Here is a 26,004-nt window from a genome sequence, read left to right on the forward strand (position 1 = left end):
ATGCTCGCTCGTCGCCGCAATCTTTTCACCATTGCGCCTGGCGCGCCGTTTCTGAAGACGTTCGTTTCGGCCCTGCTCGACGGCGAGATCGTTTCCGGCCTCTCGCGCGACACGCCGCCGCTGACGATGGCGCGCGCCACGATTTATGTGCCGACGCAACGCGCCGCGCGGGCGCTCGCGGCCGAATTCGCACAGGCGCTGGATCGGCGCGCGACTCTGCTGCCGCGCATTCTGCCGCTTGGCGCTCTGGAGGAGCGCGAGAATGCCGCTCTGTTCGTCGGAGATTTTGACGTCGAGGCTGACGCGCCCCTCGCCGCGCCGATCGAAGAGCTGGAGCGACGCCTGCTGCTGTCGCAGCTGATCCTGCAATGGGCGCAAGCGATTGGGCGCGCGCTCATCTCGGTCGATGCAAGCGGTGCGCCCAGCCTGCATGAGAGCGAGCCGCTGCTCGTCGCATCGACGCCGTCGGCCGCCTATGCGCTGGCCGCCGAACTCGGCGCCCTCATCGACGAATTGCACATCGAAGATGTTTCGGTCGACGCGTTCGATACTTTGAGCGATGACGCCTACAACGATTTCTGGGCGATCACGACGAAATTTCTGCAGATCGCCTTGCGCGAATGGCCGCAAATCCTCGCGGACCGCGGACGAATCGACGCCAGCGCTTACCAGAAACGCCTGATTGAGGCGCGGATCGCGGAACTCGCCCGCACGCCGCCAACCGCGCCGGTGATCGCGCTCGGCTCGACCGGCGCGCAGCCGACGACCGCGCGGCTGCTCGCCGCCATCGCCGGGCTCGAAAATGGCGCCGTGGTCCTGCCGGGCCTCGATCAGATCATGAGCGCGGACGCTTGGACGGGCGTGGGTCAGACCGAGAGAGGCGGAGAACCAGCCTTTACCCATCCGCAGATGATGTTGAAGCGCTTGCTCGCCGCCATGGGCGCGGCGCGCGACGAGCCGCGGGAACTCGCGCGCTTGACCCCGGCGCTCGACGCGCGCCGCGCGTTTGTCTCGCAAGCGATGGCGCCTGCTGACGCGACGTCGGCATGGCGCGCCTATCAGGCTGCGCAGAGCGGCGGCTTCGCACAGGCGCTCGACGGCGTCATGGCGCTGGAAGCGCCCGACGAGCGCCTTGAAGCTTTGGCGCTTGCGCTCTTCATGCGCGAGGCGCTGGAGACGCCCGGCCGAACGGCGGCGCTCGTCACGCCGGACCGGCTCATTGCGCGGCGCGTCGCCGCCGAGTTGCGACGCTTCGACATTGAGATCGACGATTCGGGCGGCATGCCGCTCGCAAGGACATCCATCGGCGCGCTGGCGCGGCTCGTCGCGACGATCGGATCGGATCGCGCCGGCGCCGTGAACGTCGCCGCGCTGCTCGCCCATCCGCTGACCGCGCTCGGACTTTCGCGCGCGCATGTCGCATCGCTCGCGTCGCCAGTCGAGATTGGCGTGCTGCGGACATTCGCGCAGCCTGACGGCGGCTGGGCGGCGCGTGTGCCGCCGGCGCGCGAATTGGCGCGCGCGCCGCATGCGCATCCGGCGGCGCGCCGCATCAGCGACGACGAGTGGCGCGCGATCGAAGATGCGCTCACGCGTATTGACGACGCTTTCTCGCCCTTCGCCGCGCTGACGCCGACATCCTCGCTGTCGGACCGCGCGGGCGCGCACAGCAGCGCGCTTGAAGCGGTGATCGCCGGCGCCGACGACGCTGATGAAGATGGCGCGTCGACGCTGTTCGAACTTCTCGACCGGCTCGCGCACGCTGAGGCGCCGGCAGGCTTTGACGCGCAAAACTATGCGGCTTTGTTCGACCGTGTCGCCGCCGAGACGATGCTGCGCGGTCCACGACGCGCCCATCCGCGCCTGAAAATCCTCGGCCCTTTGGAAGCGCGGCTCATCGAGGCCGACCTCGTTCTGCTCGCCGGATTGGACGAAGGCGTATGGCCGCCGCAGACGGACACCGGCGCCTTTCTCAACCGCTCGATGCGCGCGCAACTCGGCCTGATGGCGCCGGAGCGACGCATCGGTCAAAGCGCGCATGACTTCATCATGGCTTTGGGCGCAGAGCGCGTCGTGCTGAGCCGCGCGATCAAGCGTAATGGCGCGCCGACCGTTCCTTCCCGCTTCATCGCGCGCCTATCGGCGCTCGCCGGCGACGCGTTCGACGACTGCAGGAAACGCGGCGACGCGATGCTCGCGATCGCCGAGGCGCTCGATCGTCCGGAAAAGACGATTGCGATCGAACGGCCGCAGCCGCGACCGCCCGCGGCGCTGCGCCCGCAACGCTTGAGCGTCACCCGCGTCGAGCGCTTGCGGCGCGATCCTTACGCCATCTTCGCCGAATATATTCTCAAACTTGCGCCGCTGCCGCCGATCGGCGCGGAGGCCGGCGCGCGCGAAATCGGCGTCGCGATACATGAAGCGCTTGCGGCCTTCGTCGCGCGCCATCCGCGCGGCGCTCTTGCGCATGACGCCCGCGACGTTCTCCGCGATCTCGCGCGCGAGAAACTCGATGGCTTCATGACCGATCCGGCCTTCGTGAGTTTCCAATGGCCGCGCATCGAAGCGGGGCTCGATCATGCGTTCAGCTTCGAACAGGAGCGGCGCGCTTTGGACGGCGACATCCATGTCGAAACGCGCGGCGAGATCGCGCTCACGCTTATCGACGGAACGATCTTTCGCCTGACCGCGATCGCCGATCGCATCGAGGTGGACCGCGAGGGCCACGCATATGTCTTCGACTACAAGACGGGCGCGCCGCCGTCCAAGAAACAGGTAAAGGCCGGCTGGTCGCCGCAGCTGACCTTGGAGGCGGCGATGATCGAAGCCGGGGCTTTCGAAAAAATCGGCCCGCGGCCGGTTTCCGGCGCCGCCTATATCGGATTGCGAAAGGGCGGCGAGACTCACTGGCTCGAATGGAAAGACACGCTCTTCGCCGACGTCGTCACGGCGCATCGCGCGCAGCTCGAAGAGCTGCTGTCGCAGTTTTCCAGTGAATTGACGCCCTATGCGTCGCGGCCGCATCCGGCTTTTATGAGCGATATCGGCGACTACGACCATCTGGCGCGCGTCAAGGAATGGATGCGCGGCGGCGGAGAGGCGGCATGAGCGAGCGTCCCGTCGGCGCCTTGACGATTCGACGCCAGCAAACGGCGTCAGATCCGTTCACGTCGGCCTGGGTTTCGGCGCATGCCGGGTCCGGGAAAACGCATGTGCTCGCACAGCGCGTTTTGCGGCTGCTGCTTGCCGGCGCGCGGCCGTCGCAGATTCTCTGCCTCACCTATACGAAGGCGGCCGCCGCCAATATGGGCTCGCGCGTTTTCGAGGCGCTCGCGCGCTGGGCGACGCTCGACGATGCGACGCTGGCCAATGAAATCGCTCAGATGGGCGCGACAGTCGAGTCGCGCATTGATCTTGACTTCGCCCGGCGGCTTTTCGCGCGCGCCGTCGAAACGCCCGGCGGCCTCAAGATCCAGACCATCCACGCCTTCTGCGAAAAGCTGCTGCATATCTTTCCTTTCGAAGCCAATGTTCCGGCATCCTTCCGCGTCGTCGACGACCTGGAGCGCGCCGAACTGATGGATGCGGCGCGCCGGCGCGCGCTCGACGCCGCCACGCAAGACAATGGATCGCTGCGAAAAGCGCTGGAGCTTGTCGCCCGCGAGACGACGGCTGCGGGATTCGACGCGCTCTGCGAAGAATTGCTGCATCACCGTCAAAAGATCGCGCGCATGCGCGAGCAGGACGATTACGAGGCGCGTGTCTTTGCCGCGCTTGGTTTGACGACAGATGAAACGCTGGCGCGCATCGACGCGGCGATCATCGAGGACGGCGAGCCGCTGTCCGCGTGGCCGACGCTCTCCAAAATGCTGCGCGGTGGTTCAATCAACGACGGCAAGCTCGCCGATTCACTCGACTCTGCTTTTGCGCTTGCGCCGCATCCAGACTGTATCGCGAGCTATCTCGCAGCCTTCTTCAAGAAAGACGGCGAGCCGCGCGGGATCGGCAAGACAAGAATCGTCACCAGCGGTCTCGCCAAATCCGAGCCACAGCTTCTTGCGCGCATGGAGGCTGAGCGCGACAGACTCGTCACGCTCATCGAAAAGCGCAAGGCCGCGGCCGCCGCCGAACGCTCGCTGGCGCTGCATGTTCTCGGCGACGCCATTCTTGGCGAATATGAGCATGCCAAAAGACGTCGGGGACTACTCGACTATGACGATCTGATCGAGGGGGCGCGCCGCCTGCTTCATCGTTCGAGCCCCTCCTGGGTGCTCTATAAGCTCGACGCGCAGATTGACCACATTTTGCTCGATGAGGCGCAGGATACGAGTCCGGCGCAGTGGGACATATTGGCGGCGATCGCTGACGAATTTTGCGCAGGCGTCAGCGCGCGCCAAGCGAGGGGCGGTCCGCCGCGCAGTTTTTTTGCGGTTGGCGACGAAAAGCAATCGATCTTTTCCTTTCAAGGCGCGGAGCCTGAAAGATTCGACGAGATGCGGCGCGAGTTTCGCCGAAGATTTGAAGGCGTCGAACGCCGTTTCGAAGAGGTGAGGCTCACGCAATCTTTCCGTTCTTCGCCCGGCGTGCTGCAAGCGGTCGACGACATTTTCGCGATTGAAGAGAATCGCCTCGGTCTGTGCTGCGATCCGCAGGAGCCGGCGCCAAGGCACGACGCTTGGAAATCCGACGTCGCGGCGCTCATCGAAATCTGGGAGCCGATCGGAGCGGAAAAAGCGCAGGACCCAAGCGATTGGCGCCTGCCGCTCGACTATGTCGACGCGAGCGACCCCAATGAGCGTCTGGCGGAAAGAGTGGCGCGCAAGGTCAGGGCGCTGCTTGCGCCCGAGACCGGCGAATGCGTCGAAGACGGCGGCGCGCTGCGCCCTGTCGAACCCGGCGACATATTGGTTCTGGTGCGCAGGCGGGGTCCGCTCTTCGAGGCGATCATTCGCGCTCTGAAAAGCGAACATGTTCCCGTCGCCGGCGCCGACCGGCTCAACCTCGCCGACCACATCGCCGTCCATGATCTCGTCGCGCTTGGTCGCGCCGCGCTGTTGCCGCAAGACGATCTGACGCTGGCGAGCGTCCTGAAGTCGCCATTCTTTGGCTTCGACGACGACGATCTCATCGCGCTCGCGCCAAGCCGTCCCGCTTCACTGATCGAAGCGCTTGAGCAGTCCGAAGACGCGCGTTGCCGGGAGGCCGCGGCGCGGCTTCGACGCTTGCGACGCGATGCTGCGGCCATGGCGCCGTTCGATTTTTACAGCAGCGTTCTTGGGACTGACGGCGGACGCGCGAGGCTCATGGCGAGACTGGGCGGCGAAGCCGAGGACGCGATCGACGAATTTTTAAAGCTCGCCGCCAGTTTCGAGCGCGAACAGCCGCCATCGCTGACCGCCTTCCTGGCGATGGCCGAGTCGCTCGATCTTTCCATCAAGCGCGATATGGAATCTGCCGGCGGCGCCGTGCGGGTGATGACCGCTCATGCGGCGAAGGGTCTGGAAGCGAAGATCGTGTTTTTGCCGGACACCTGCGGGGCGTCCGCCGGCAAGCACGATCCGAAGCTCTATGCGCTCGGCGAGGATGGCGATGCGGTTCTCCTCTGGTCGATCGGCAAAGACAGCGACCCGATCGCCCTCGACCAGGCGCGCGAGGCGCATCGGCGCGGCGAGCGCGAGGAAAGCCAGCGCCTGCTCTATGTCGCGCTGACGCGCGCGGAGGAGCGGCTTTACATTTGCGGCGCTCATGGCGTGAGCGGGCGCGCTGACGGCTGCTGGTACGACGCCATTCGCAACGCGCTCGAACCGAGCTGCGAGGCTGTGCCCGACCCCCTCGATGCGACATCGACGATTCTGCGCCGCGGCGCGGTTCCGTCGCGCTTCGACCTTCCGAGAAGAGCGCCGCAGGCCGCCGCCGTGGACGTTCCGGCCTTCGCCACGACCAAGGCGCGGCCCGAAGTCGCGCCGGCGCCCCCGCTGCGTCCCTCAAGCGCGCTCGCCGGCGCAGACCTCATCGCCATTGGCGCGGATGGAGTCGCTGCGCGTCGAGGCGAAGCGGAACGTCTGCTGCACGGCCGTCTCGTCCATGCGCTGCTGCAGCATCTGCCGGCCTGCGCGCCGGACCATCGGCAAAGCGCGGCGCGGCGCTTCCTTGCGGCGCGTGGCGGCTTTCTGGACGAGGATAGGCGAGAGGCGCTGGCGCAGTCGGCGCTCGCGGTTCTCGCCGATCCGCGTCTTGCGCCGCTCTTTAGCCCAGACTCGACTCCTGAAGTCGACATCGTCGCGACGCTCGAAAACGGCGCCGTCGTCGCGGGCCGCATCGACCGGCTCGCCGAAACGGCGACCGAGGCGCTCATCGCCGAGTTCAAGACGGGACGGCCGCGCGCCAAGCTCGAAGACGCGCATTTGCGCCAGCTTGCGCTCTATCGCGCCGCGATCGCGCCGCTCTTTCCCGGCAAGCGGCTGCGCTGCTTTCTGATCTATACGCAGAACGCCAGCGTGCTCGAAGCCGATGAATCGGCGCTGGCCGATGCCCTCGCATGCGCCCTGACGTAGTTCGCGCAGGCTGAGGCTAAGCCGGCTGATCGGGTCCGACGCGACGTCTCCAGAATTCCAGCAGCAACGGGCTGAGCGCCATAACGATCGGGCCAAGGACGATGCCCGAAGCGCCGAACAACTGAAGGCCGCCCAGCATGGCGATGAACGCGGGCACCGTATGGAGCCGCATGCTGTCGCCGATGAGCAGCGGCCGAACCAGATTGTCGATGCTGGAGATCACGACGCCGCCCCACAGCCCGAGAATGATGGCTTCAACCCAGCGGTCCTCGATCAAAAGGTAAATCGTCGCCGGAATCCAAATGACGAAAGAGCCGAGCACTGGCACGATCGAGACAAGCCCCATGATCAACCCCCACAGCACCGGCGAATTGAAATCCAGCACCCAGAACATGAGTCCGCCAAGCAGGCCTTGCAGCGCCGACACCGCCAGCGTGCCAAAGAGGATTGCATTGATCGTATCGCGCACGCGCACGATGATCCTGCCTGTTTCGATGTTCGAGAAGGGCGACAATCGCGCGAGCGTCTGCAGCGCCACGGCGCGGTCGCGCAGGAAAAAGAAGAGGAGGTAGAAAGCGAGGAGAGTGGTGATGATCTGACCGGTAGACGCGCGCAGAAAGTTCGCCGTCATGTTGGTGACAAAGGCCCCCAGCTGCGAGAACGTCGCTTGCAGATCGAATCTGCGTGCGATCCAGCTTTGGAAGCGGCCGAGCCAAGGATGGGCGTCGAGCATTGTTTGCCAGTCGCCTTGCTGCACCGTTTTCTGAACGTAATCGACGCCAGCGGCGGCCTCGCTGACGAGCCGTTCGATCACGAGCAGCAGCGGTCCAACGATGACGAGCCCGACAATCAGCATGGAGACGGCGGCGGCAAGGGAGGGCGGCAAGTAGCGCTCCAGCACGCGATGCGGCGCAATGAACACAACCGCGAGCACGAGCGCCCAGGTGAGCGCCGGCAGAAATGGCGCAGAAATCAGAATCGCGGCGGAGAGAAACGCAAGCGTGACTGCAAGCCTGGCGAGGACAAAAACGTCTATTGAAAGGTTCTGATCCTGCTCGACGAGCGCCGCCGCTTCCAGCTCCTCGTTCATGTCCGCCCCTGTCGCTGCGTTCCACCCTATAGACAGGGCGCGCCGCGGGCTTGGCAAGGAGGCCCGACATCTGCGCGGTCCAAGGCGGCCGCGTAAATAACATTCATGAATTCGTTCGGCCGTTTCCGCCAAGAAAACGGGCGGCTTCGAGAAGCCGCCCGGTAAAGGTCCTATTCTCCGCCGTTCGCCGCGACGGCTTCGGCCTTTTCCTTGGCCTCGAGGTCTTCGCCGGTCTCCTGATCGACGACGCGCATCGAGAGGCGGACCTTGCCGCGGTCGTCGAAGCCGAGGAGTTTGACCTTCACGCGGTCGCCTTCCTTCACGACGTCGGTCGTCTTGTTCACGCGCTGCTTGGAGAGCTGCGAGATGTGAACGAGCCCGTCCTTGGCGCCGAAGAAGTTGACGAAGGCGCCAAAGTCCGCGGTTTTCACCACCGTACCCTCGTAGATCAAGCCGACCTCGGGATCAGAGGCGATGGACTTGATCCAGTTGATCGCCGCCTTGATGGAGTTGCCGTCCGAGGAGGCGACCTTCACCGTGCCGTCGTCCTCGATGTTGATCTTGGCGCCGGTCTTCTCGACGATCTCGCGGATGACCTTGCCGCCCGAGCCGATCACGTCGCGGATCTTGTCGGTGGGGATCTTCATCGTCTCGATGCGCGGCGCGAATTCGCCGAGTTCGGCGCGCGAACTCGTGATCGCCTTCGCCATTTCGCCGAGAATATGCAGTCGGCCGTCCCTCGCCTGAGCGAGCGCGACCTTCATGATTTCCTCGGTGATGCCGGCGATCTTGATGTCCATCTGCAGCGAGGTCACGCCATTGGACGTGCCCGCAACCTTGAAGTCCATGTCGCCGAGATGATCCTCGTCGCCCAGAATATCCGAGAGCACGGCGAAGCGTTCGCCTTCGAGGATGAGGCCCATGGCGATGCCGGCCGTCGGCGCCTTAATCGGCACGCCGGCGTCCATGAGCGCCAAAGACGTGCCGCAGACCGTCGCCATCGAGGACGAGCCATTCGACTCGGTGATCTCGGAGACGACGCGCAGCGTGTAGGGGAACTCAGCGACCGCCGGCAGCATCGGCCTGAGCGCGCGCCAGGCGAGCTTGCCATGGCCGATTTCGCGACGGCCGGGCGAACCCATGCGGCCGGTCTCGCCGACGCTGTAGGGGGGGAAGTTGTAATGGAGCAGGAAGCGCTCCTTGTAGGTGCCCTCGAGCGAATCGACATATTGCTCGTCTTCGCCCGTTCCGAGAGTCGCGACGACAAGCGCCTGAGTCTCGCCGCGGGTGAAGAGCGCCGAGCCATGCGTGCGCGGGAGAACGCCGACCTCGGCGACGATCGGGCGCACGGTCTTGACGTCGCGGCCGTCGATGCGGATGCCCGTGTCGAGAATGTTCCAGCGGACGACCTTGGCCTGAAGCTCCTTGAAGGCCGCGCCGACTTCTTCCTTGGTGAACTTGGCCTCGCCGCCTTCCGGGAAGAGCGCGGCGGTCACCTTCGCCTTCACGGCGTCGACGGCGGCGTAACGCTCCTGCTTGACGGTGTTCTTGTAGGCTTCGCGCAGTTCGGCTTCGGCGATCTGGGCGACGGCGTTCGCGACGTCCGTCGTGTCGGCGATGACGAGGTCGCGCGGGTCCTTCGCGGCGCGCTCGGCAAGGCGGATGATGGCGTCGATCACCGGCTGGAAGCCGCGGTGGCCCAGCATGACCGCTTCCAGCATGGTCTCCTCGGAGAGCTCCTTGGCTTCCGACTCGACCATCAGCACGGCGTCCTGCGTGCCGGCGACGATGAGATCGAGCTCGGAGAGCTTCATCTCCTCGATCGTCGGATTGAGTTTGAGCTGACCATTGATGCAGCCGACGCGCGCGCCGCCAACCGGTCCCATGAAAGGAACGCCGGAAAGCGTCAGCGCCGCTGACGCCGCGACCAGGGCGAGAATGTCGGGATCGTTTTCGAGGTCGTGCGAAAGAACGGTCGCGATGACCTGCGTATCATTGCGATATCCGTCGGGGAAGAGCGGGCGAATGGGGCGGTCGATGAGGCGGGAGATCAGCGTCTCGCGCTCCGAGGGACGGCCCTCGCGCTTGAAATAGCCTCCCGGGATGCGGCCGGCGGCGAAGGCTTTTTCCTGATAATTGACGGTGAGCGGGAAAAAGTCCTGGCTGGGTTTTGGCGCCTTGGCCGAAACGACGGTCGCGAGCACTGTCGTCTCGCCCCAACTCGCCATCACGGCGCCGTCGGCCTGGCGGGCGACCTTGCCGGTCTCGAGCACGAGCGTGCGCCCGGCCCAATCGAGTTCTTCGCGGTGAACTTGGAACATGCTGGTCTTTCTCTGATGAACCTGCGGTTCGTCATGAGCAAGACGGCGAGAAGCTGCGGCAGCGGTGTTTCGTAAAGCGTCGACGCAGCGTCCGGCGATCCTGCCATGACTTTACGCGTTGGTCGTGGCGAGCGTCCCTCTGGACGCCCATCTTGGGGAAAGCGGCGCATCGGCGCGCCGCTTTCGCTCAGCTGGTTAGCGGCGGATGCCGAGCCGCTCGATCAGGCTCTTGTAGCGCGGTTCGTCCCGCACCTTAACATAGTCAAGGAGCTGGCGGCGCTGGGAAACGAGCTTCAGGAGCCCGCGACGCGAGTGATTGTCTTTCGCATGGGTCTTGAAGTGTTCGGTCAGATTGGTGATTCTCTCGGTGAGAATCGCCACCTGCACCTCTGGCGAGCCCGTGTCGTTCGCCTTGGTGGAATATTCCTTGATGAGCGACTGCTTGCGCTCCGCCGTGATCGACATCGGATTGTCCTTGTCTTTGGAGGTGATCCGCGCTCCGCGGCCAAGGCCGGGATGTCGTCCAGCAGGGTCGCGCGAAAACGGAGCCGCCCCGGCGGACCGGGGCGTGCCGAGGCGTTATAGCAGAAATGCAGGAGATGGATAGAGGTCTTACGCCTTCTCCAGCGCCTTCAGTCGCTGGCCCAGCCTGTTGATTTCCACTTCCGCGCGGACAAGCTCGGTCACGTCATATTGGACGCCGAGGTAGTAGATCACCGCGCCGCGACTATCGAGCAGCGGCGTGATATTGAGTTTATTGAAGAACAACTCGCCATTTTTCCGATAGTTGCGCAGCGTCACTTCAATGTGTTCATGCTTGCGCATGGCCTCCCGCAGCGGCGCGAGTCCCTCCTGATCCCGGTCATCGCCTTGCAGAAAACGGCAGTTGCGGCCGATGATATCGTCCTGGCCATAGCCGGTCATGCTTTCGAAGGCCTTGTTCGCATAGATGATCGGCGCGTCGGGTTGATCCGGGTCCGCCAGCGTGACGCCGTTGACGCATGAATCGAGAATCTGCGTCAAAATCTTCGGGATGATCCCATCATCTTTCTGAACGACGAACATTTTTCGCTGACCTCAGTTTGATCGTGACGCGCCGGCGGGTTGGGCTGAAGTCGCGCCGGTTTCGATAAGCGCCCGAAGGTTCTCGACGATCTGCTCTGCGCCGTCCTGCAATGCGGCGCGAATCAATTTGACGAAGGGTCGCATCGAAAACTCGATCTCGCGCAATTCGAAGGTGAAAATCAGCGTGGTCCCTTGCGACTCGCACTCGAATTCGTAGGAGGACGAGAAGGGTTCGGAAATTCCTTCTATCGCGAAAAGGCGCGGGCGTTCGAGGTTCACGATCTCGAATGTGCTCTCGCTGCGTATGCCCCGCTCCATCGTGACTTGACGCGCCGTCGTCCCGACGCGCACGGGCGCGCTTCCATTCGGCTCCAACTCCACCACTTGCGGACACCATCGCTGATAATTCGCGAAAAAATCGCGGGCGACGAAGTCGAAAGCAAAATCGCGCGGCCGTGAAATCACGGTTCTTGCAACGCCGCCGACGGCTGGAGGACGGGGCGGGCTCAATCCTTTGAGGTTTACGTTAAGTCCCAACATGCGACGCCCTTGCTGAAAGATGATGGGCTCCCTCAGACGAGCTAAGCGTTATCGAGCGACTGACAAGGGCGATTCAGGCGACTTCCCCCGCGCCGTCAAAAAACGGCGGCAAATTGGCGAAGATTGAGGGTCCCTTGAGGCGTCTAGGGCGCCCATTACATAGACCGGGCCGCTTTGCCGCACGCCTGAAAACGGCCCATCCCAAACCAGCGAGGTCGGCGATGAGCGCTCCGCCACATATCGAGAACCAGTTGTTTATCGCCGCATTCTGTCTTTTCGCGCTCCTGCTCGTCGTCGAAAAATTCCGTCCTTACAAGAAATTCGCGGGCGCTGGTCTGAAGGCGTCATTCTCCACCAACACTTCTGCTTTCCTGATCAACAACGTCATCATGAATGTCTTGTCCGTTTCCAGCCTGCTCGTCGTCGCTTCGAACTATTCGAACTATGGCCTGCTATCGAGCCTGCCCGACGCGCCGTCGAAATGGATTGCAAGCTTCGTGTTGTTCGATCTGGCGGTATATGCGTGGCATTATCTCGGGCATAGGTCGGAAGCGCTCTGGCTGTTTCATAAGATCCATCACAGCGATAAGAGCTTTCACGTCACGACTGGGCTGCGTTTCCATGTCTTCGATCAGTTGCTGGAAGTCGTCGTGAAATGCATCTGCGCCATTGTCATCGGCGCGCCCGCGCATGTCGTGGTGGTATGCGAGGTTGTGCGCATGTTCTTCGTGCTGTTCCACCACGCCAACATCGCGATTCCCGGAGAGAAGATTTTGTCCTATTTCATCATCACGCCGTCTCTGCACCGCGCCCATCACTCGACGCTGCGCAGCGAGCACGACGGCAATTATGGAATCGTCCTTTCGATCTGGGACATTCTCTTTCGCACGCGAAAGGTTCTGACGCCGAAATCCATCGGCCTCGAGCTGATCGAGGCGGAAAACTTCCTGCAGCTGTTCAGTTTGGCGTTTCTCACCGAGCGGCGGCTTGCGCGCGTCATGCATCTTGTTCCCCGAAAGCCGCTTCCTTAGGCCGTGTGCGCTGGTGCAAAGCGCGCGCGACTCGAACGGCTCACGATTGCGCCGATAGACGCCCGGGTCGCCTCGGCGCCGCGTGACGAGAGCCTTAATGAACCGCATCGCCCGCTATTGTTTGCCGCTTGTCGTCGCGTGCGGCGTCGCGCCCGCCGCCGCTAAGGACATCTCCTCCGCTTACACAAAGCTGGACGTGCGCCGCGACTGCGCGCACCGGCCTGGAAAGGCGGTGGAGGACTATGGCGACTGGCGCTGCAAGGGCTATGCGGGCATGCCCATGTGGCTCGGGGCAGGCGATCAGCGCATGTATGTCAGCTTCGGATCCAAGGCCAAGGACGAACCGGCGGCGGGACAGACGCTTGCGCCCTTCAACGACTTATATAAGGGCGTCGTCGAATGGCGGCTCGCCAATGGCAAGCCCTTCGCCACGATCATGCGCTGGAATGTGAAACGCGCCGCCGACATGGAGAACCGTGAGGTCCGAGGCCGCGCCTTGGTCGTCACGCGCCTGCCGCCGGGCGACGTCTGCCACCTCGGCTACGTCGATGCGCTCGCCAATCCAAACGCCAATGAACTGGCGCGCGAGATCGCCGACAGACACGCCCGCGATTTCGTCTGCGGCAAGGACACGCCGATCGTCCTCGGCACGATCACGCCAGGCGAGGATTTCTTCAGCACAAAGCCTTAGGCGCCTTTGTCGGGCTGGAGCATTTGGGCGTCGCCGCGCAACATGCGGGTGATGAAGGCGCGCGCCGCGGGCTTGTCGCTTCTCGAGGTCAGTCCTGACAACAGTCCAAGCGCGCCGCCAAGCGTTATGCCCGCAAGCGCGCAGAGCGCATAAATTTCGATACGACTGGGCGATCCCGCTACGGCCAAGGCGGTGAATAGGCCCACCGCGCCGCCGCACAGCGCGACGAGCGCTTCGCGATCGCCCGCCCGCGCCCAAAAGGCCAGGGCGAGAGGCGGCGCGAGGCAGGCGGCCGATACTGCGAGCGCCGCCGCCACGAGCGCGCCCGGCGTGAAGACTCCGGTGACGGCCGTCACGTAAGCAAGAGTTGACACGACCACGAGCGTGACGCGGTTGACGGCGAGACGCCGGCTCGTTAGGTCGATCTCGCCGCGCAGCCGATAGAGCGCGTCATGGCCAAAGGCTGTCGCGCAGGCCTGCAGGCCCGCCGTGGCGAGCGCCAGCCCGAGGGCGACAAGCGCCGAGGCGATAAGCCCCGAAGACGCCGCGCCGAGCTCCGCCGCCTGCGGCAGCGCGCCGAGCAGAAAGTCGCCGTCGATCGGTCGAATCTCCTCCGCGGCGAGCGGCGCGCCGGGCGCATATCCCTTTGCCGCGCAGGCGCGCTGAGCCTCCGACGGCCCGCGCACGTAATAGCCGCAAACGCTGAGAAGCCCACGTTCGCTCGCCTGATAGATTGCTTGCGGCAGACGTTCCGGCGGCTGTCCAGCCGTGGCCCGGGCGAGCGACAGCGCCGAAGCGGCGATGGCCGCCGCCGCCAGCAGCGCGATGACGACGCTCCAGAAGAGGGCGGAGATCCCGGCGCGCCGCGCGCTGCGCCCGTCGGCGGTCGCCACCGAGGCCGCGAGCACCGGCGCGAGCGTCGCGATCCCGAGCGCCACGGCGATCGTCGTGACGAATTCCACCGGCAGGCCCATCGGCGTCGGCGTCACCCCCCAGCTCTCCAGCAGTCTCGCGGCCTCCGCGGAGGCGCCGCCGCCAAAGATCAGACCGCTCGGCAGCGCGTCATGGAGACTGAGCGCGGCGATCGGCCAGCCAAAGCCCAGCGTCGCCACGCCAGCGGCGGCGGCCGCAGCCCACATGACGCCTGAAAGTCCGCCAGGACCGGCAATGATCAGGCTGGCCGCGGCGATCAAAAATGCCGCGAAGCCTCGGTTGGCGCCGGTGTGCTCGACAAGCGCATTCACCGCAATCAGGCCGCCGGCGGCGGCAAGCAGCGTCGAAGACAGCGCCACCGCGCCGATGAAGCCGACGCGGGTCGCGGCGCTTGCAAAACGTGCGCAAAGAAGCTCGGAAATCGAAAAAACGCCGGTTTTGCGCAGCAGTGGGCCGACATAAAGACCCGCCGCGGCGAGACCGATGAAGACGCCGGCGACGGCGCCTACAGCCCAGCTGCCTCCCGCCAGCCGTGCGCCGAAAGGCAGCATCAGGGCGATCACGATGGCGGCGTTGGCGAAGCCTGCATAGGCGGCCGGCAGTCCGCGGCCGGCGGTGTAATAGACCGACGCGCGCATCGAATGCAGAAGGAAGCCGAGCGTAGCGAGGCCGAGGATGGTGAAATAGGGCGGCGCCGCGCCGACAAAGCGCTCCGGCGCGCCGACGCGGTCGAGAAGCGCCGCAAAGGCGTAAGCCAGCAGAAAGCTCGCGGCAACGAAGGCGATTCGGGCGTCAAGATTGGCTCTTTCGAGCGCCGCCTGCTCGGTCGACCGATCGCTCATCCTGGCCCTCGCTAAAACAGAAAACGCTGCGACTCTAGATGAGGACGTCTCGCCGGCCAAGATGGCGCGCGCGTCTTCGCCGCTAGAGCGCTTATCGATCAGATGGAATCATGTGATCGATAGGGAATCGCTCAAAACCGAAATGTTGGAGCAGTTTCTCATCGAAAAGTCGGTCAATTTTTTCGGAACCTGCTTTAAGCGATCGACGTCGCATAGGTCATGATATAGCGGCTTATTCTCTCTTTGAGACTGCCGAACGCCATGCCCATGCGGTTATAGCCAATGGCGGCCGGAATCGCGGCGGCGAGCCCATAGGCCGTCGCGGCGAGCGCATCGGCGATGCCCGGGGCGACGACCGCAAGACTCGTGTCTTGAGTCTGCGCGATCCCCGAGAAGCTCGACATAATGCCCCAAACCGTGCCGAACAGGCCGACAAAGGGGCCCGCCGAGGCGACGATGGCCAGAACCGGGAGCCCGCCTTCGGCGTCGAGCATGAATTCGCGCGCGGCGCGGTTCATCTGCTGCAGGATTCGTTCGCGCTTTTGGTGAATGGATTCGTTGGGCAATTCAGCTTGCGACGCTTGGCGCGCGGCTTCGGCGATCGGCCAAAGGACGCCAATGTCGCCGCCGGCCCGCACGCGATCCAGCGCCTTGGAAAGACGCCGCAGAACAAAGACTCCGTCGATGATGAGCACCCAGGTCCAGACCGCCGCGGCGAGAAGCAGCGCCATCACCAGTTTGCTGACGGGTCCGGCATAAATGAACATGCCGAGGGGCGACATCGGCGCAAGTGACATCGGCGCAAAATCCATTGCAGCGCTCTCCTGAGCTCGCGGCGTTAAGCTTATTGAAACGTGATTCCCTGCCGCGCGAACACGGCTCCGCAGCTGCTTGGCCCGCGCGAAGAGGCGACGATTCGGCGCGCCAGCGCCGCATGCGCGGGGCTTCCGCCAGACGCGGAAATACCCGAGATGCCGCCGCCGGAATTCACATAGAAGGTGACATTGACCGTTCCGGGGCCAAGGCTCGTCACGGCGGGCGTATGTCCGCGAATTGAAGCGTAGATTTGAGCAAGACAGGTCGCCTGCGAGGCGCCCGAAGCGTCGCCGCTGCCTCCTGGCAATCCGAAACGGCCGGCGACGCGCGCCGATCCCGATCCTACGCCGGAGCCTCCGGGTCGCCCGTAGCGCCGGGCGTTTTCAGCCGCGCCTCGTCCATCGGTTGCGGCCGCTCGGCGATCGCGGACGTTTTTCTCCGCTTTCTTCGGCTTCTCGACCTTATCTTTCTTCTCGGCCTTTTCTTTTTTGGCGGGCGTCGGCGCCACATCGGGCTCCATGATCAGCGGCGGCGGCGGCTCGTCGGAGATGAGTTCGTCCATCCCTTCCTCGGTGAGGGAGGCCGTTTCAATCGGCAACGGATCGTCCAGCGAATCTCCTTCGGGCGCCGGATCTCCCGCCTCGAGCGAAACGCCTTCGGGGATGAGGTCTGCATTTATGCCGCCGAGGTCGACGACCAGAGATTGGGGCCAGTAAACGCCTGAAGCGAAGAACGCGAAAAATATCCCGACGACCGACGCGGTTGCGACGGGATGCAGCCAACGGGGCCTGAGCGGGGGTCGCTTTTCCAATTGCGCGCCCACGATCGAACTTTTTGTCGTCTTATTCACTTGCGAAGCGCTCCGCCGCCGATGCGCCTAAAATCGTTCGGCATCATAGGCGCGTGGAACAACGCGCTTCAAGCCGTGGCGGAGCGGGTGCGGCTTTGTGTGGCGCCTGGATCGCCGAGCGGCGCCGCCCTATCGTGATCGACACAGAGGCGGCTTTGGCGGATAAGGCGGCCATGTTCCTCAGTCCAGATTCGCAGCCGCCCGCCGCCGCGGGCGGCGTCTCCACCGCCCTCGTCACCGAGGACGAGGCGGGGATGCGCCTCGACCGCTGGTTCAAGCGTCGTTATCCCGGGCTCGCTTTGTCCCATCTCGCCAAGATCTGCCGCAAAGGCGAAGTGCGGGTCGACGGCAAGCGCGTCGAAACCTCGACGCGGCTCGAAGAGGGGCAAAAGGTTCGGGTGCCGCCTTTGAAGATCGAGGCGCCCGCGGCGCCGGCGGTCAAGCGCGCCGACCCCAAGGACGCGCTGGCGCTGGCCGACATGACGCTCTTTGAGGACAAGGATTTGCTCGTCCTCAACAAGCCCTATGGGCTGGCGACGCAGGGCGGCTCAGGTCAGACGCACCATATTGACGGGATGCTGGAATCGCTCGCCAGGGGCGACACGCGGCCCGTGCTCGTGCATCGCCTCGACCGCGACACCTCCGGCGTGCTGCTCGTCGCCAAGAACCGGCGGATGGCCGCCGACCTCGGCGAGATTTTCCGCTCGCGGCAGGCCAAGAAGATCTATTGGGCGCTTGTCGAAGGCGTGCCGAAGCCGTCGCAGGGCCGGATCTCGCTCTATCTGGCGAAAGGCGCCGGCATGGAAAAATCCAGAGGCGGCGCAAGAGACCTCGAGAAAATGCGCGTCGCCAAACATGGCGAGGCCGACGCGCAGCACTCGCTGACCTATTATGCGATCGTCGACAAGGTTGCGCCGCGCTGCGCCTGGCTGTCGATGAAGCCGCTCACCGGACGGACGCATCAGCTGCGCGCCCATGCGGAGGCGATCGGCCATCCGATTTTCGGCGACCCCAAATATGGCCATCGCCCCGAGGACGAGGTCCGCCGTCGCGACCCTCTGCGCGCCGTGCCGGAGGGGCTCGAGCGCAAGCTTCACCTCCTCGCCCGCCGCCTTGTGTTGCCGCATCCGAGGGGCGGAATTCTGGACGTGACCGCGCCGCTGCCCGATCATATGCAGCAGAGCTGGGACCTTTTCGGCTTCGACGTGAAGCGTCATGACCCGATCGAGGACGCGCCAGACGCTTAAAGGGGCCGGGAAAAGCCCGGCGGACGGCGTTTCCCTCAGGCAAGGATGATAAATGTCAAAGGAGCCGACCGGCCTCGACGCCGATTTTTTCGTCTCCCCGGAGGAGCGCGATCCGGTGAAGGCCGCGCGCGAACCGGCGCGCCCCTTGCCGAAGCGCTTCTACAAGGAGGCGGTCGCGGCGCCCGCCGAGGGCGGCTACGGGATTTTCCTGGACGGTCGGCCAGTCAACACGCCTGCAAAGCGTAGGCTGGTCGCGCCCTCACAGCCGCTGGCGGAAGCGATCGCCGCCGAATGGGCGAACCAGGGCGAGACGATCGATCCGGCGACGATGCCGCTTACCAAGCTGATGAACACCGCGTTCGACGGCGTGGCGGCGCAAATGGCCGAGGTCGAAGCCGAGATCGTCAAATATGCCGCCTCCGACCTCATCTGCTACCGCGCTGGAGAGCCAGAGAGCCTGGCGGCGGCGCAATCTTCGGCCTGGGACCCGCTCGTCGCCTTCGCGCGCGAGAGGCTTGGCGCCAAGCTCGCGCTCGCCGAAGGCGTCATGTTCATCGAACAGCCGCAGGCGGCGCTCGACGCTTTCGCGCGCGCCGTGCGCGATTATGTGGGCGAGGGCGCCGGCGCCCCGCTCAGGCTCGCGGCGCTGCACGTCATGACGACGCTATCAGGCTCCGCGGTCCTTGCGCTTGCAGCCGCCCGACACGAAATAGACGCCGGCAAGGCCTGGGAGGCGGCCAACGTCGATGAAGACTGGCAGATGCGCGCCTGGGGCGAAGACGCCGAAGCGATGGCCAGACGGTCCGCGCGCCTTCAGGAGTTCGAGGCCGCGGCGACCGTGTCGCGCCATTCCACTCCTAACTGACTGAAGCGCAATATAGAGGCGCCTCGTCAAAAGGCTGCGGCCAATTTGCCGACGGGGCGCTTCCTCTCTTGCTTTGCACAATGGCCTTTGTTACGGAACGCGCGGCCTGGAGTCGTTCTAAGGAATAACGCCAAGGAAACGCTCCCGCGACCGGCCCTCGCCCCGCCGAAGTCGGACCAGACTCATGCCGCTGCTCGAACAATATCTGCCGCTGGTGATCTTCATCGCCCTATCGGCTGTGATTGCCGGCGCATTGCTCGTTGCGCCCTTCCTGCTTGCGTTCAAGGCGCCGGACCCCGAAAAGCTCTCCGCCTATGAATGCGGCTTCAATCCCTTCAATGACGCGCGCATGAAATTCGACGTGCGCTTCTATCTCGTCTCTCTGCTTTTCATCGTCTTCGATCTTGAAGTGGCCTTTCTCTTTCCCTGGGCGGTGGCCTTCAAGGAAGCGGGCGCCTTCGGCTTCTGGTCGATGATGGCCTTCCTTGGCGTGCTCACCGTCGGCTTCGTCTACGAGTGGCGCAAGGGAGCTCTGGAATGGGACTGATCGAGAAGGAAGGCGTGCGCCAGACTCTGATCGCGCCGCAGCCCAAGGGACTGATCGATCCGCGCACCGGCAAGCCTGTCGGCTCGGACGACCCGTTCTTTCTGCATCTCAACGACGAACTCGCCGACAAGGGATTTTTCGTCACCGCGACGGACGACGTCATCAATTGGGCGCGCACCGGCTCGCTGATGTGGATGACGTTCGGTCTCGCCTGCTGCGCCGTCGAGATGATCCAGGCGGCGATGCCGCGCTATGATCTGGAGCGCTTCGGTTTTGCGCCGCGCGCAAGCCCGCGCCAGTCCGACTGCATCATTATCGCCGGCACGCTGACGAACAAAATGGCGCCGGCGATGCGCAAGGTCTACGACCAGATGCCGGAGCCGCGCTACGTGATCTCAATGGGCTCCTGCGCCAACGGCGGCGGCTACTATCACTATTCCTATTCAGTGGTGCGCGGCTGCGATCGCATCATTCCGGTCGACATCTATGTGCCGGGATGCCCGCCTTCGGCGGAGGCGCTCGTCTACGGCATGCTGCTGTTGCAGAAGAAAATCCGGCGCACGGGCACGATCGAGCGCTAACGACGCGAAACTGAGGAGTTGTCCGCCCTCGTCCTTCGAGACGCCCGTTCGCGCGGGCTCCTCAGGATGAGGTCGGGTCAAGCAATTCGCTCATCCTGAGGAGGCGGCGCAGCCGCCGTCTCGAAGGAAGAGGGAATAGCGACAGGCCAAGGAATTTAGAATGTCGGCTGAGTTGGAAGCTCTCGGCGCTAAAATCAGCGGCGCCTTGCTCGGCGCGGTGACGGATGTGAAGGTCGCCTATGGCGAACTTACGCTGACCGTCGTGCGCGAGCGTTGGCTCGAGGTCGCCGCCCATCTGCGCGACAGTCCCGACTGCCTCTTCGTGTGTTTCATCGACGTGACGGCGGCGGATTACCCGCAGCGGGCGGAGCGTTTCGAGGTCGTCGCGCATCTGCTCTCGCCCAAATACAACCGACGTATCCGCATCAAGACGCCGGCGTCGGAAGAAACGCCTGTCGCCTCGCTCGTCACGCTCTATCCCGGCGCCGACTGGTTTGAGCGCGAGACTTACGATCTCTTCGGCGTGATCTTTTCCGGCCACCCCGATCTGCGCCGCATCATGACCGACTACGGCTTCGACGGTCATCCGCTGCGCAAGGACTTCCCGATGACCGGCTTTGTCGAGGTGCGCTACGACGACGAGCAGAAGCGCGTCGTTTATGAGCCGGTGCGGCTCAGCCAGGAATACCGCAACTTCGAATTCCTCTCGCCGTGGGAAGGCGTGCATTACGACCTTCCCGGCGACGAGAAGGCGAGCAAGTGAGCGCGTCGAGATGAACGATCAAACCCCCGCGCCAGCGAAGCCCGAATCGCAGGGCCTGCGTAACTTCAACATCAACTTCGGCCCGCAGCATCCGGCGGCGCATGGCGTGCTGCGCCTGATCCTCGAGCTCGACGGCGAGGTCGTCGAGCGCGTCGACCCGCATGTGGGCTTCCTGCATCGCGGCACCGAAAAGCTGATGGAGTCGCGGACCTATCTGCAGAACGTGCCTTACTTCGATCGGCTCGACTATTGCGCGCCGATGAACCAGGAGCACGCCTTCTGCCTCGCCATCGAGCGTCTGCTCGGCGTCGAAGTTCCGCGCCGCGGTCAGCTCATTCGCGTGCTTTACGCCGAAATCGGCCGCCTCTTGTCGCATCTGCTCAACGTCACTTCGCAGGCGATGGACGTCGGCGCGCTCACCCCGCCGTTGTGGGGCTATGAAGAGCGCGAGAAGCTGATGGTGTTCTACGAGCGCGCCTCGGGCGCGCGCATGCACGCCAATTATTTCCGGCCCGGCGGCGTCGCGCGCGACCTGCCCGACCAGCTCGTCGAGGATATCGGCGCCTTTTGCGATCCGTTCCTCAAGGTCGTCGAAGATCTCGATGAACTCTTCATCGGCAACCGCATCTTCAAGCAGCGCAACGTCGACATCGGCGTCATCTCTCTCGAAGACGCCTGGAAATGGGGCTTCTCGGGGGTGATGGTGCGCGGCTCGGGCGCCGCCTGGGATCTGCGCAAAGCGCAGCCTTACGAATGCTACGAGGAGATGGAGTTCGACATCCCGGTCGGCAAGCATGGCGATTGCTACGACCGCGCCGTGATCCGCATGGAGGAGATGCGGCAGTCGACCTCGATCATGAAACAATGCGTCGAAAAGCTGATGCGCGCCGAAAACCGCGGCCCGGTGATGGCGCCCAATCACAAGATCACGCCGCCCTCGCGCGGCGAGATGAAGCGCTCGATGGAAGCCTTGATCCATCACTTCAAGCTCTTCACCGAAGGCTTCCACGTGCCGGAGGGCGAAGTCTACGCCGCGGTCGAAGCGCCAAAGGGCGAATTCGGCGTCTATCTCGTCTCCGACGGCGGCGACAAGCCCTATCGCTGCAAGATTCGCGCGCCGGGCTTCGCGCATTTGTCCGCCATGGATTTTCTCTGCAAGAACCACATGCTCGCCGACGTCTCGGCGATTCTGGGTTCGCTCGACATCGTGTTCGGGGAGGTCGATCGCTAATGTCCGTCCGTCGTCTCGCCGAAAAACAGACTGAGAGCTTCGAATTCACGCCCGAAAACAAGGCGTGGCTTGAGAAGCAGATCGCCAAATATCCCGATGGCCGACAGGCCTCGATGGTCGTGCCGGCGCTGTGGCAGGCGCAAAAGCAGCATGACAATTGGTTGTCGCAGGCGGCGATCGAAAAAGTCGCGGACGCGCTCGGCATGGCGAAAATTCGCGTGCTCGAAATCGCGACCTTCTATTCGATGTTCAACCTCGAGCCCGTCGGCAAATATTTCATCCAGCTTTGCGGCACGACGCCGTGCCTGCTTGCCGGCTCTGACGACCTTATCGCGGTGCTGCATCGCCGGGTCGGTCCTCAGCGGCGCGTGACTGACGACGGGCTGTTTTCCTGGCTCGAGGTCGAATGCCTCGGCGCGTGCTGCAACGCGCCGATGGTGCAGATCAACGACGACTATTACGAGGATCTGACCGCCGAGAATTTCGAGAAGCTTCTCGACAATCTCGCCGCGGGTCGCCCGGTGAAGATCGGCTCGCAAATCGGGCGCGTCTCTTCGGAGCCGGTCGGCAAGCTGACGAGTCTGACCTCGCTTTACGGCGACGGCGCGAAGTAGCGGAGGGAAGAGGAAAAACCATGCTTTCCGACGCAGATCGTATCTTCACCAATCTTTATGGCCTGGGCGACAGATCGCTTGCGGGCGCGCGAAAGCGCGGCCAGTGGGACAACACCAAGGCGCTGCTCGACAAGGGTCGCGACTCGATCATCAATGAGATCAAGGCGTCGGGTCTGCGCGGGCGCGGCGGCGCCGGATTTTCGACGGGCCTCAAATGGTCCTTCATGCCGAAGGAAATTGATCCCAAGCGGCCGCATTATCTCGTCATCAACGCCGACGAGTCGGAGCCCGGCACGTGCAAGGATCGCGAGATCATGCGCAACGATCCGCATACGCTGGTCGAAGGCGCGCTCATCGCGAGCTTCGCCATGGGCGCGCATGCCTGTTACATTTACATTCGCGGCGAGTTCATCGCCGAGCGCATCGCGCTCCAGAAGGCCGTTGACGAAGCCTATGATGCGCGGCTGATCGGCAAGGACAACGTCCACGGATATCCGTTCGACCTCTACGTCCATCACGGCGCGGGCGCTTATATTTGCGGCGAGGAGACCGCGCTGCTCGAAAGCCTCGAGGGCAAGAAGGGCATGCCGCGCTTAAAGCCGCCGTTCCCGGCCAATGTCGGCCTCTATGGCTGCCCGACGACGGTCAATAACGTCGAGTCGATCGCTGTCGCGCCGACCATCCTGCGCCGCGGCGCAGCCTGGTTTTCCGGCATCGGCAGGCCCAACAACACGGGCACCAAGCTCTTTTCGATTTCCGGCCACGTCAATCGGCCGTGCAACGTCGAAGAGGCGATGTCGATCTCGTTCCGCGAATTGATCGAGACTCATTGCGGGGGCGTGCGCGGCGGCTGGGACAATCTGCTCGCGGTCATTCCCGGCGGCTCGTCGGTCCGCTGCGTGCCATCGCATGAGATCGTCGACTGCCCGATGGATTTCGACAGCCTCGTGGCGTTGAAGTCCGGCCTCGGCACGGCGGCGGTGATCGTCATGGACAAGTCGACCGACATCATCCGCGCCATCGCGCGCCTCGCCTATTTCTACAAGCACGAGAGCTGCGGCCAGTGCACGCCCTGCCGCGAGGGCACCGGCTGGATGTGGCGCGTCGTGCAGCGCATGGTCGAAGGCCGCGCGCATAAAAAAGAAATCGACATGCTGTTCGATGTGTCAAAGCAGATCGAAGGCCACACGATCTGCGCGCTCGGCGACGCCGCGGCCTGGCCGATCCAGGGGCTCATCACGCATTTCCGCGACGTGATCGAACATCGCATCGATCAATATGCGGCCAATCCGCATCCCGATCCGATCCGCGTGGCGGCCGAGTGATGATCGAACCCATCGAGACTTCGGAGAGAGCGAAGTGACCAAGATTCTCGTCGATGGCGTCGAAGTGGACGTGCCCGGGGATTTCACCCTGCTGCAGGCGTGCGAGCAGGCCGGCGCCGAGATTCCGCGCTTTTGTTATCACGAGCGCCTGTCGATCGCCGGCAACTGCCGCATGTGCCTCGTCGAGGTGAAGGGCGGGCCGCCGAAGCCGCAGGCCTCCTGCGCCATGTCGGTGAAGGATCTGCGCCCCGGTCCGAATGGCGCGCCGCCGGAAGTCCTCACCAAGTCGCCGATGGTGAAGAAGGCGCGCGAAGGCGTGATGGAGTTCCTGCTGATCAATCATCCGCTGGATTGCCCGATCTGCGATCAGGGCGGCGAATGCGATCTGCAGGATCAGGCGCTGGTCTTTGGCGTCGACAGCTCGCGTTTTCATGAAAATAAGCGCGCGGTCGAGGACAAATATATCGGCGTCCTGGTCAAGACCGAGATGAACCGCTGCATCCATTGCACGCGTTGCGTCCGCTTCACGGCGGAGGTCGCCGGCACGGGCGACATGGGCGCGATCGGCCGCGGCGAAGATATGGAGATCACCACCTATCTCGAAAGCGCGATGACCTCCGAACTGCAGGGCAATGTCGCGGATCTCTGTCCCGTCGGCGCGCTGCTGCCGAAGCCGCAAAGCTTCCGTGGGCGTCCTTGGGAATATCAGAAGACCGAGACAATCGACGTGATGGATGCGCTTGGCTCGGCGATCCGCGTCGACTCGCGCGGCCGTGAAGTCATGCGCATTCTGCCGCGCATCAACGACCTCGTGAACGAGGAGTGGATTTCCGACAAGACGCGCCAGATCGTCGACGGTCTGAAGACGCAGCGCCTTGATCGCCCCTATATCCGCGAGAACGGCCGGCTGCGTCCGGCCTCCTGGCAGGAGGCGCTCGCCGCCGTCGCCGCCAAAACCAAGGCGACGTCCGCATCGCGCATTGGCGCGCTTGTCGGCGATCTCGCCGGGGTCGAAGAGACCTTCGCGCTGAAGCTTCTCGCGGAGCAGCTTGGAACGCCCAATCTCGATTGCCGCCAGGAGGGCGCCAAACTCGATCCGAAGTTCGGCCGGGCCTCTTATCTCTTCAACGCGACGGTCGCGGGAATCGAGCAGGCGGGCGCCGCGCTCATCATCGGCGCCAATCCGCGCAAGGAAGCGCCTGTTCTCAACGCGCGACTCCGCAAGCGCTGGCTCAGAGGCGACTTCAAGATCTCGCTTGTCGGCGAGCGCGCCGACCTCACCTACGACTACGACTATCTCGGGGCCGGGCCGGAATCGCTTCTGCAGTTCATCCGCTCCGCAAAGCCGACTGAGAAGCTGCTGATCATCGTCGGGCAGGGCGCTCTGGCGCGCGACGACGGCGAGGCGGCGCTCACGCTCGCCGCTCAGGCCGCGCAAAGGCTCGGCGGTCTCGGCGACGGCTGGAACGGCTTCTCGGTCCTGCATACGGCCGCCGCGCGCGTCGGCGCGCTCGATCTCGGCTTCACGCCGGGCGCCGGCGGGTTGGATGCGCGCGCCATGGCGAAGGCCGGCGCGCTGGATCTCATCTTCAACCTCGGCGCCGACGAAATCGCCATCGAACCCGGCGCCTTCGTGGTTTACATCGGCACGCATGGCGATCGCGGCGCGCATCGCGCCGACGTGATCCTGCCCGGCGCCGCCTATACGGAAAAGTCCGGGCTTTACGTCAATACGGAAGGCCGCGTGCAGCGCGCCTTCCGCGTGGTGTTTCCCCCGGGGGAAGCGCGCGAGGACTGGGCGGTGCTGCGTGCGCTTTCCGGCGCGCTCGGAGCTCCGCTGCCCTTCGATTCGCTTGCGGCATTGCGCCGGCTGCTCGTCGAATCCCACCCGCACTTCGCGGAACTGGATGAGATTGCGCTGGGCGATCACGCGCAGGTCGTCGCTCTCGCCAACCATCCGGCCGTGGCGATGAAGGATTCCTTCGCGCCGGCGATCCAAAACTTCTTCTTCACAAATCCGATCGCCCGCGCCTCGGCGGTCATGGCGGAATGTTCGGCGCTGGCGCAGGGCCGGCTTGCTCAGGCGGCGGAATAGGAG

The 26,004-nt window shown here is 64.2% G+C and carries 21 protein-coding genes; 13 read left to right on the forward strand and 8 right to left on the reverse strand.

Annotated features, from left to right (window positions below; all coding sequences use genetic code 11):
- Both addB and addA read left to right on the forward strand, forming a co-directional pair.
- The gene (addB, locus tag A3OO_RS0106300; RefSeq protein WP_018406989.1) at positions 1–3,108 is read left to right on the forward strand and encodes a double-strand break repair protein AddB; all 3,108 of its coding nucleotides are present in this window, start codon (positions 1–3) and stop codon (positions 3,106–3,108) included.
- Positions 3,105–6,554, forward strand: a complete 3,450-nt coding sequence (gene addA / locus A3OO_RS0106305) for a double-strand break repair helicase AddA (RefSeq protein WP_040573676.1) — start codon at positions 3,105–3,107, stop codon at positions 6,552–6,554. Before addB ends, addA begins: the two co-directional genes overlap by 4 nt.
- Before the next feature lie 16 nt (positions 6,555–6,570).
- Here the strand turns inward: addA and A3OO_RS0106310 are convergent, their stop codons facing one another.
- From A3OO_RS0106310 to A3OO_RS0106330, 5 genes are all read right to left on the reverse strand, one after another.
- Positions 6,571–7,644, reverse strand: a complete 1,074-nt coding sequence (locus A3OO_RS0106310) for an AI-2E family transporter (protein ID WP_018406991.1) — start codon at positions 7,642–7,644, stop codon at positions 6,571–6,573.
- Between the two features lie 170 nt (positions 7,645–7,814).
- Positions 7,815–9,965: a polyribonucleotide nucleotidyltransferase gene (gene pnp / locus A3OO_RS0106315; RefSeq protein ID WP_018406992.1), complete on the reverse strand. Its 2,151-nt coding sequence runs from the start codon at positions 9,963–9,965 to the stop codon at positions 7,815–7,817.
- Between the two features lie 195 nt (positions 9,966–10,160).
- Complete coding sequence (rpsO, locus tag A3OO_RS0106320) at positions 10,161–10,430, reverse strand: 30S ribosomal protein S15 (RefSeq protein WP_018406993.1); 270 nt, start codon at positions 10,428–10,430, stop codon at positions 10,161–10,163.
- A gap of 147 nt (positions 10,431–10,577) precedes the next feature.
- Positions 10,578–11,030: a PAS domain-containing protein gene (locus A3OO_RS0106325; RefSeq protein ID WP_018406994.1), complete on the reverse strand. Its 453-nt coding sequence runs from the start codon at positions 11,028–11,030 to the stop codon at positions 10,578–10,580.
- 12 nt (positions 11,031–11,042) lie between these two features.
- A complete protein-coding gene (locus A3OO_RS0106330; protein WP_026222739.1) occupies positions 11,043–11,570 on the reverse strand; it encodes an SRPBCC family protein in 528 nt (175 codons plus the stop codon).
- Positions 11,571–11,791: 221 nt separating this feature from the next.
- On the opposite strand from A3OO_RS0106330, the gene A3OO_RS0106335 reads away from it, so the two are divergent.
- Positions 11,792–12,601 (forward strand): sterol desaturase family protein, encoded by an 810-nt coding sequence (locus tag A3OO_RS0106335; RefSeq protein WP_018406996.1) that lies wholly within the window; start codon positions 11,792–11,794, stop codon positions 12,599–12,601.
- A 97-nt stretch (positions 12,602–12,698) separates the two neighbouring features.
- Positions 12,699–13,292 (forward strand): hypothetical protein, encoded by a 594-nt coding sequence (locus A3OO_RS21255; protein ID WP_018406997.1) that lies wholly within the window; start codon positions 12,699–12,701, stop codon positions 13,290–13,292.
- On the opposite strand, the gene A3OO_RS0106345 is transcribed toward A3OO_RS21255, so the two are convergent.
- From A3OO_RS0106345 to A3OO_RS0106360, 3 genes are all read right to left on the reverse strand, one after another.
- The gene (locus tag A3OO_RS0106345; RefSeq protein ID WP_018406998.1) at positions 13,289–15,067 is read right to left on the reverse strand and encodes an SLC5/6 family protein; all 1,779 of its coding nucleotides are present in this window, start codon (positions 15,065–15,067) and stop codon (positions 13,289–13,291) included. The genes A3OO_RS21255 and A3OO_RS0106345 overlap by 4 nt on opposite strands.
- Before the next feature lie 194 nt (positions 15,068–15,261).
- Positions 15,262–15,879, reverse strand: coding sequence for a MotA/TolQ/ExbB proton channel family protein (locus A3OO_RS0106355; RefSeq protein WP_018406999.1), 618 nt, complete (start codon positions 15,877–15,879; stop codon positions 15,262–15,264).
- Between the two features lie 32 nt (positions 15,880–15,911).
- On the reverse strand, positions 15,912–16,733 hold the full coding sequence (locus A3OO_RS0106360) for a hypothetical protein (RefSeq protein WP_018407000.1): 822 nt from the start codon (positions 16,731–16,733) through the stop codon (positions 15,912–15,914).
- A 173-nt stretch (positions 16,734–16,906) separates the two neighbouring features.
- Here A3OO_RS0106360 and A3OO_RS0106365 point away from each other — a divergent pair, with 173 nt between their 5' ends.
- The 9 genes from A3OO_RS0106365 (at position 16,907) to nuoG (ending at position 26,001) form a co-directional block, all read left to right on the forward strand.
- Positions 16,907–17,980 (forward strand): RluA family pseudouridine synthase, encoded by a 1,074-nt coding sequence (locus A3OO_RS0106365; RefSeq protein ID WP_156824906.1) that lies wholly within the window; start codon positions 16,907–16,909, stop codon positions 17,978–17,980.
- 52 nt (positions 17,981–18,032) lie between these two features.
- Positions 18,033–18,845, forward strand: coding sequence for an ATP12 family chaperone protein (locus A3OO_RS0106370; RefSeq protein ID WP_018407002.1), 813 nt, complete (start codon positions 18,033–18,035; stop codon positions 18,843–18,845).
- Between the two features lie 184 nt (positions 18,846–19,029).
- Positions 19,030–19,392 carry an NADH-quinone oxidoreductase subunit A gene (locus tag A3OO_RS0106375; RefSeq protein WP_014891230.1) on the forward strand — a complete coding sequence of 121 codons (363 nt, stop codon included), beginning with the start codon at positions 19,030–19,032 and terminating at the stop codon, positions 19,390–19,392.
- Positions 19,383–19,973 carry a NuoB/complex I 20 kDa subunit family protein gene (locus A3OO_RS0106380; protein WP_018407003.1) on the forward strand — a complete coding sequence of 197 codons (591 nt, stop codon included), beginning with the start codon at positions 19,383–19,385 and terminating at the stop codon, positions 19,971–19,973. Before A3OO_RS0106375 ends, A3OO_RS0106380 begins: the two co-directional genes overlap by 10 nt.
- Before the next feature lie 160 nt (positions 19,974–20,133).
- The gene (locus A3OO_RS0106385; RefSeq protein ID WP_018407004.1) at positions 20,134–20,736 is read left to right on the forward strand and encodes an NADH-quinone oxidoreductase subunit C; all 603 of its coding nucleotides are present in this window, start codon (positions 20,134–20,136) and stop codon (positions 20,734–20,736) included.
- 10 nt (positions 20,737–20,746) lie between these two features.
- Entirely contained in the window at positions 20,747–21,967 is a 1,221-nt protein-coding gene (locus A3OO_RS0106390) for an NADH-quinone oxidoreductase subunit D (RefSeq protein WP_018407005.1), read from the forward strand.
- Positions 21,967–22,581 (forward strand): NADH-quinone oxidoreductase subunit NuoE, encoded by a 615-nt coding sequence (gene nuoE / locus A3OO_RS0106395; RefSeq protein WP_018407006.1) that lies wholly within the window; start codon positions 21,967–21,969, stop codon positions 22,579–22,581. The genes A3OO_RS0106390 and nuoE overlap by 1 nt, the downstream gene beginning before the upstream one ends.
- Before the next feature lie 20 nt (positions 22,582–22,601).
- Positions 22,602–23,906, forward strand: coding sequence for an NADH-quinone oxidoreductase subunit NuoF (gene nuoF, locus A3OO_RS0106400; protein WP_018407007.1), 1,305 nt, complete (start codon positions 22,602–22,604; stop codon positions 23,904–23,906).
- Between the two features lie 34 nt (positions 23,907–23,940).
- Positions 23,941–26,001 (forward strand): NADH-quinone oxidoreductase subunit NuoG, encoded by a 2,061-nt coding sequence (gene nuoG, locus A3OO_RS0106405; protein WP_018407008.1) that lies wholly within the window; start codon positions 23,941–23,943, stop codon positions 25,999–26,001.
- Positions 26,002–26,004 lie beyond the last annotated feature (3 nt).

The organism is Methylocystis rosea SV97 (genome assembly GCF_000372845.1).
Lineage (GTDB): Bacteria > Pseudomonadota > Alphaproteobacteria > Rhizobiales > Beijerinckiaceae > Methylocystis > Methylocystis rosea.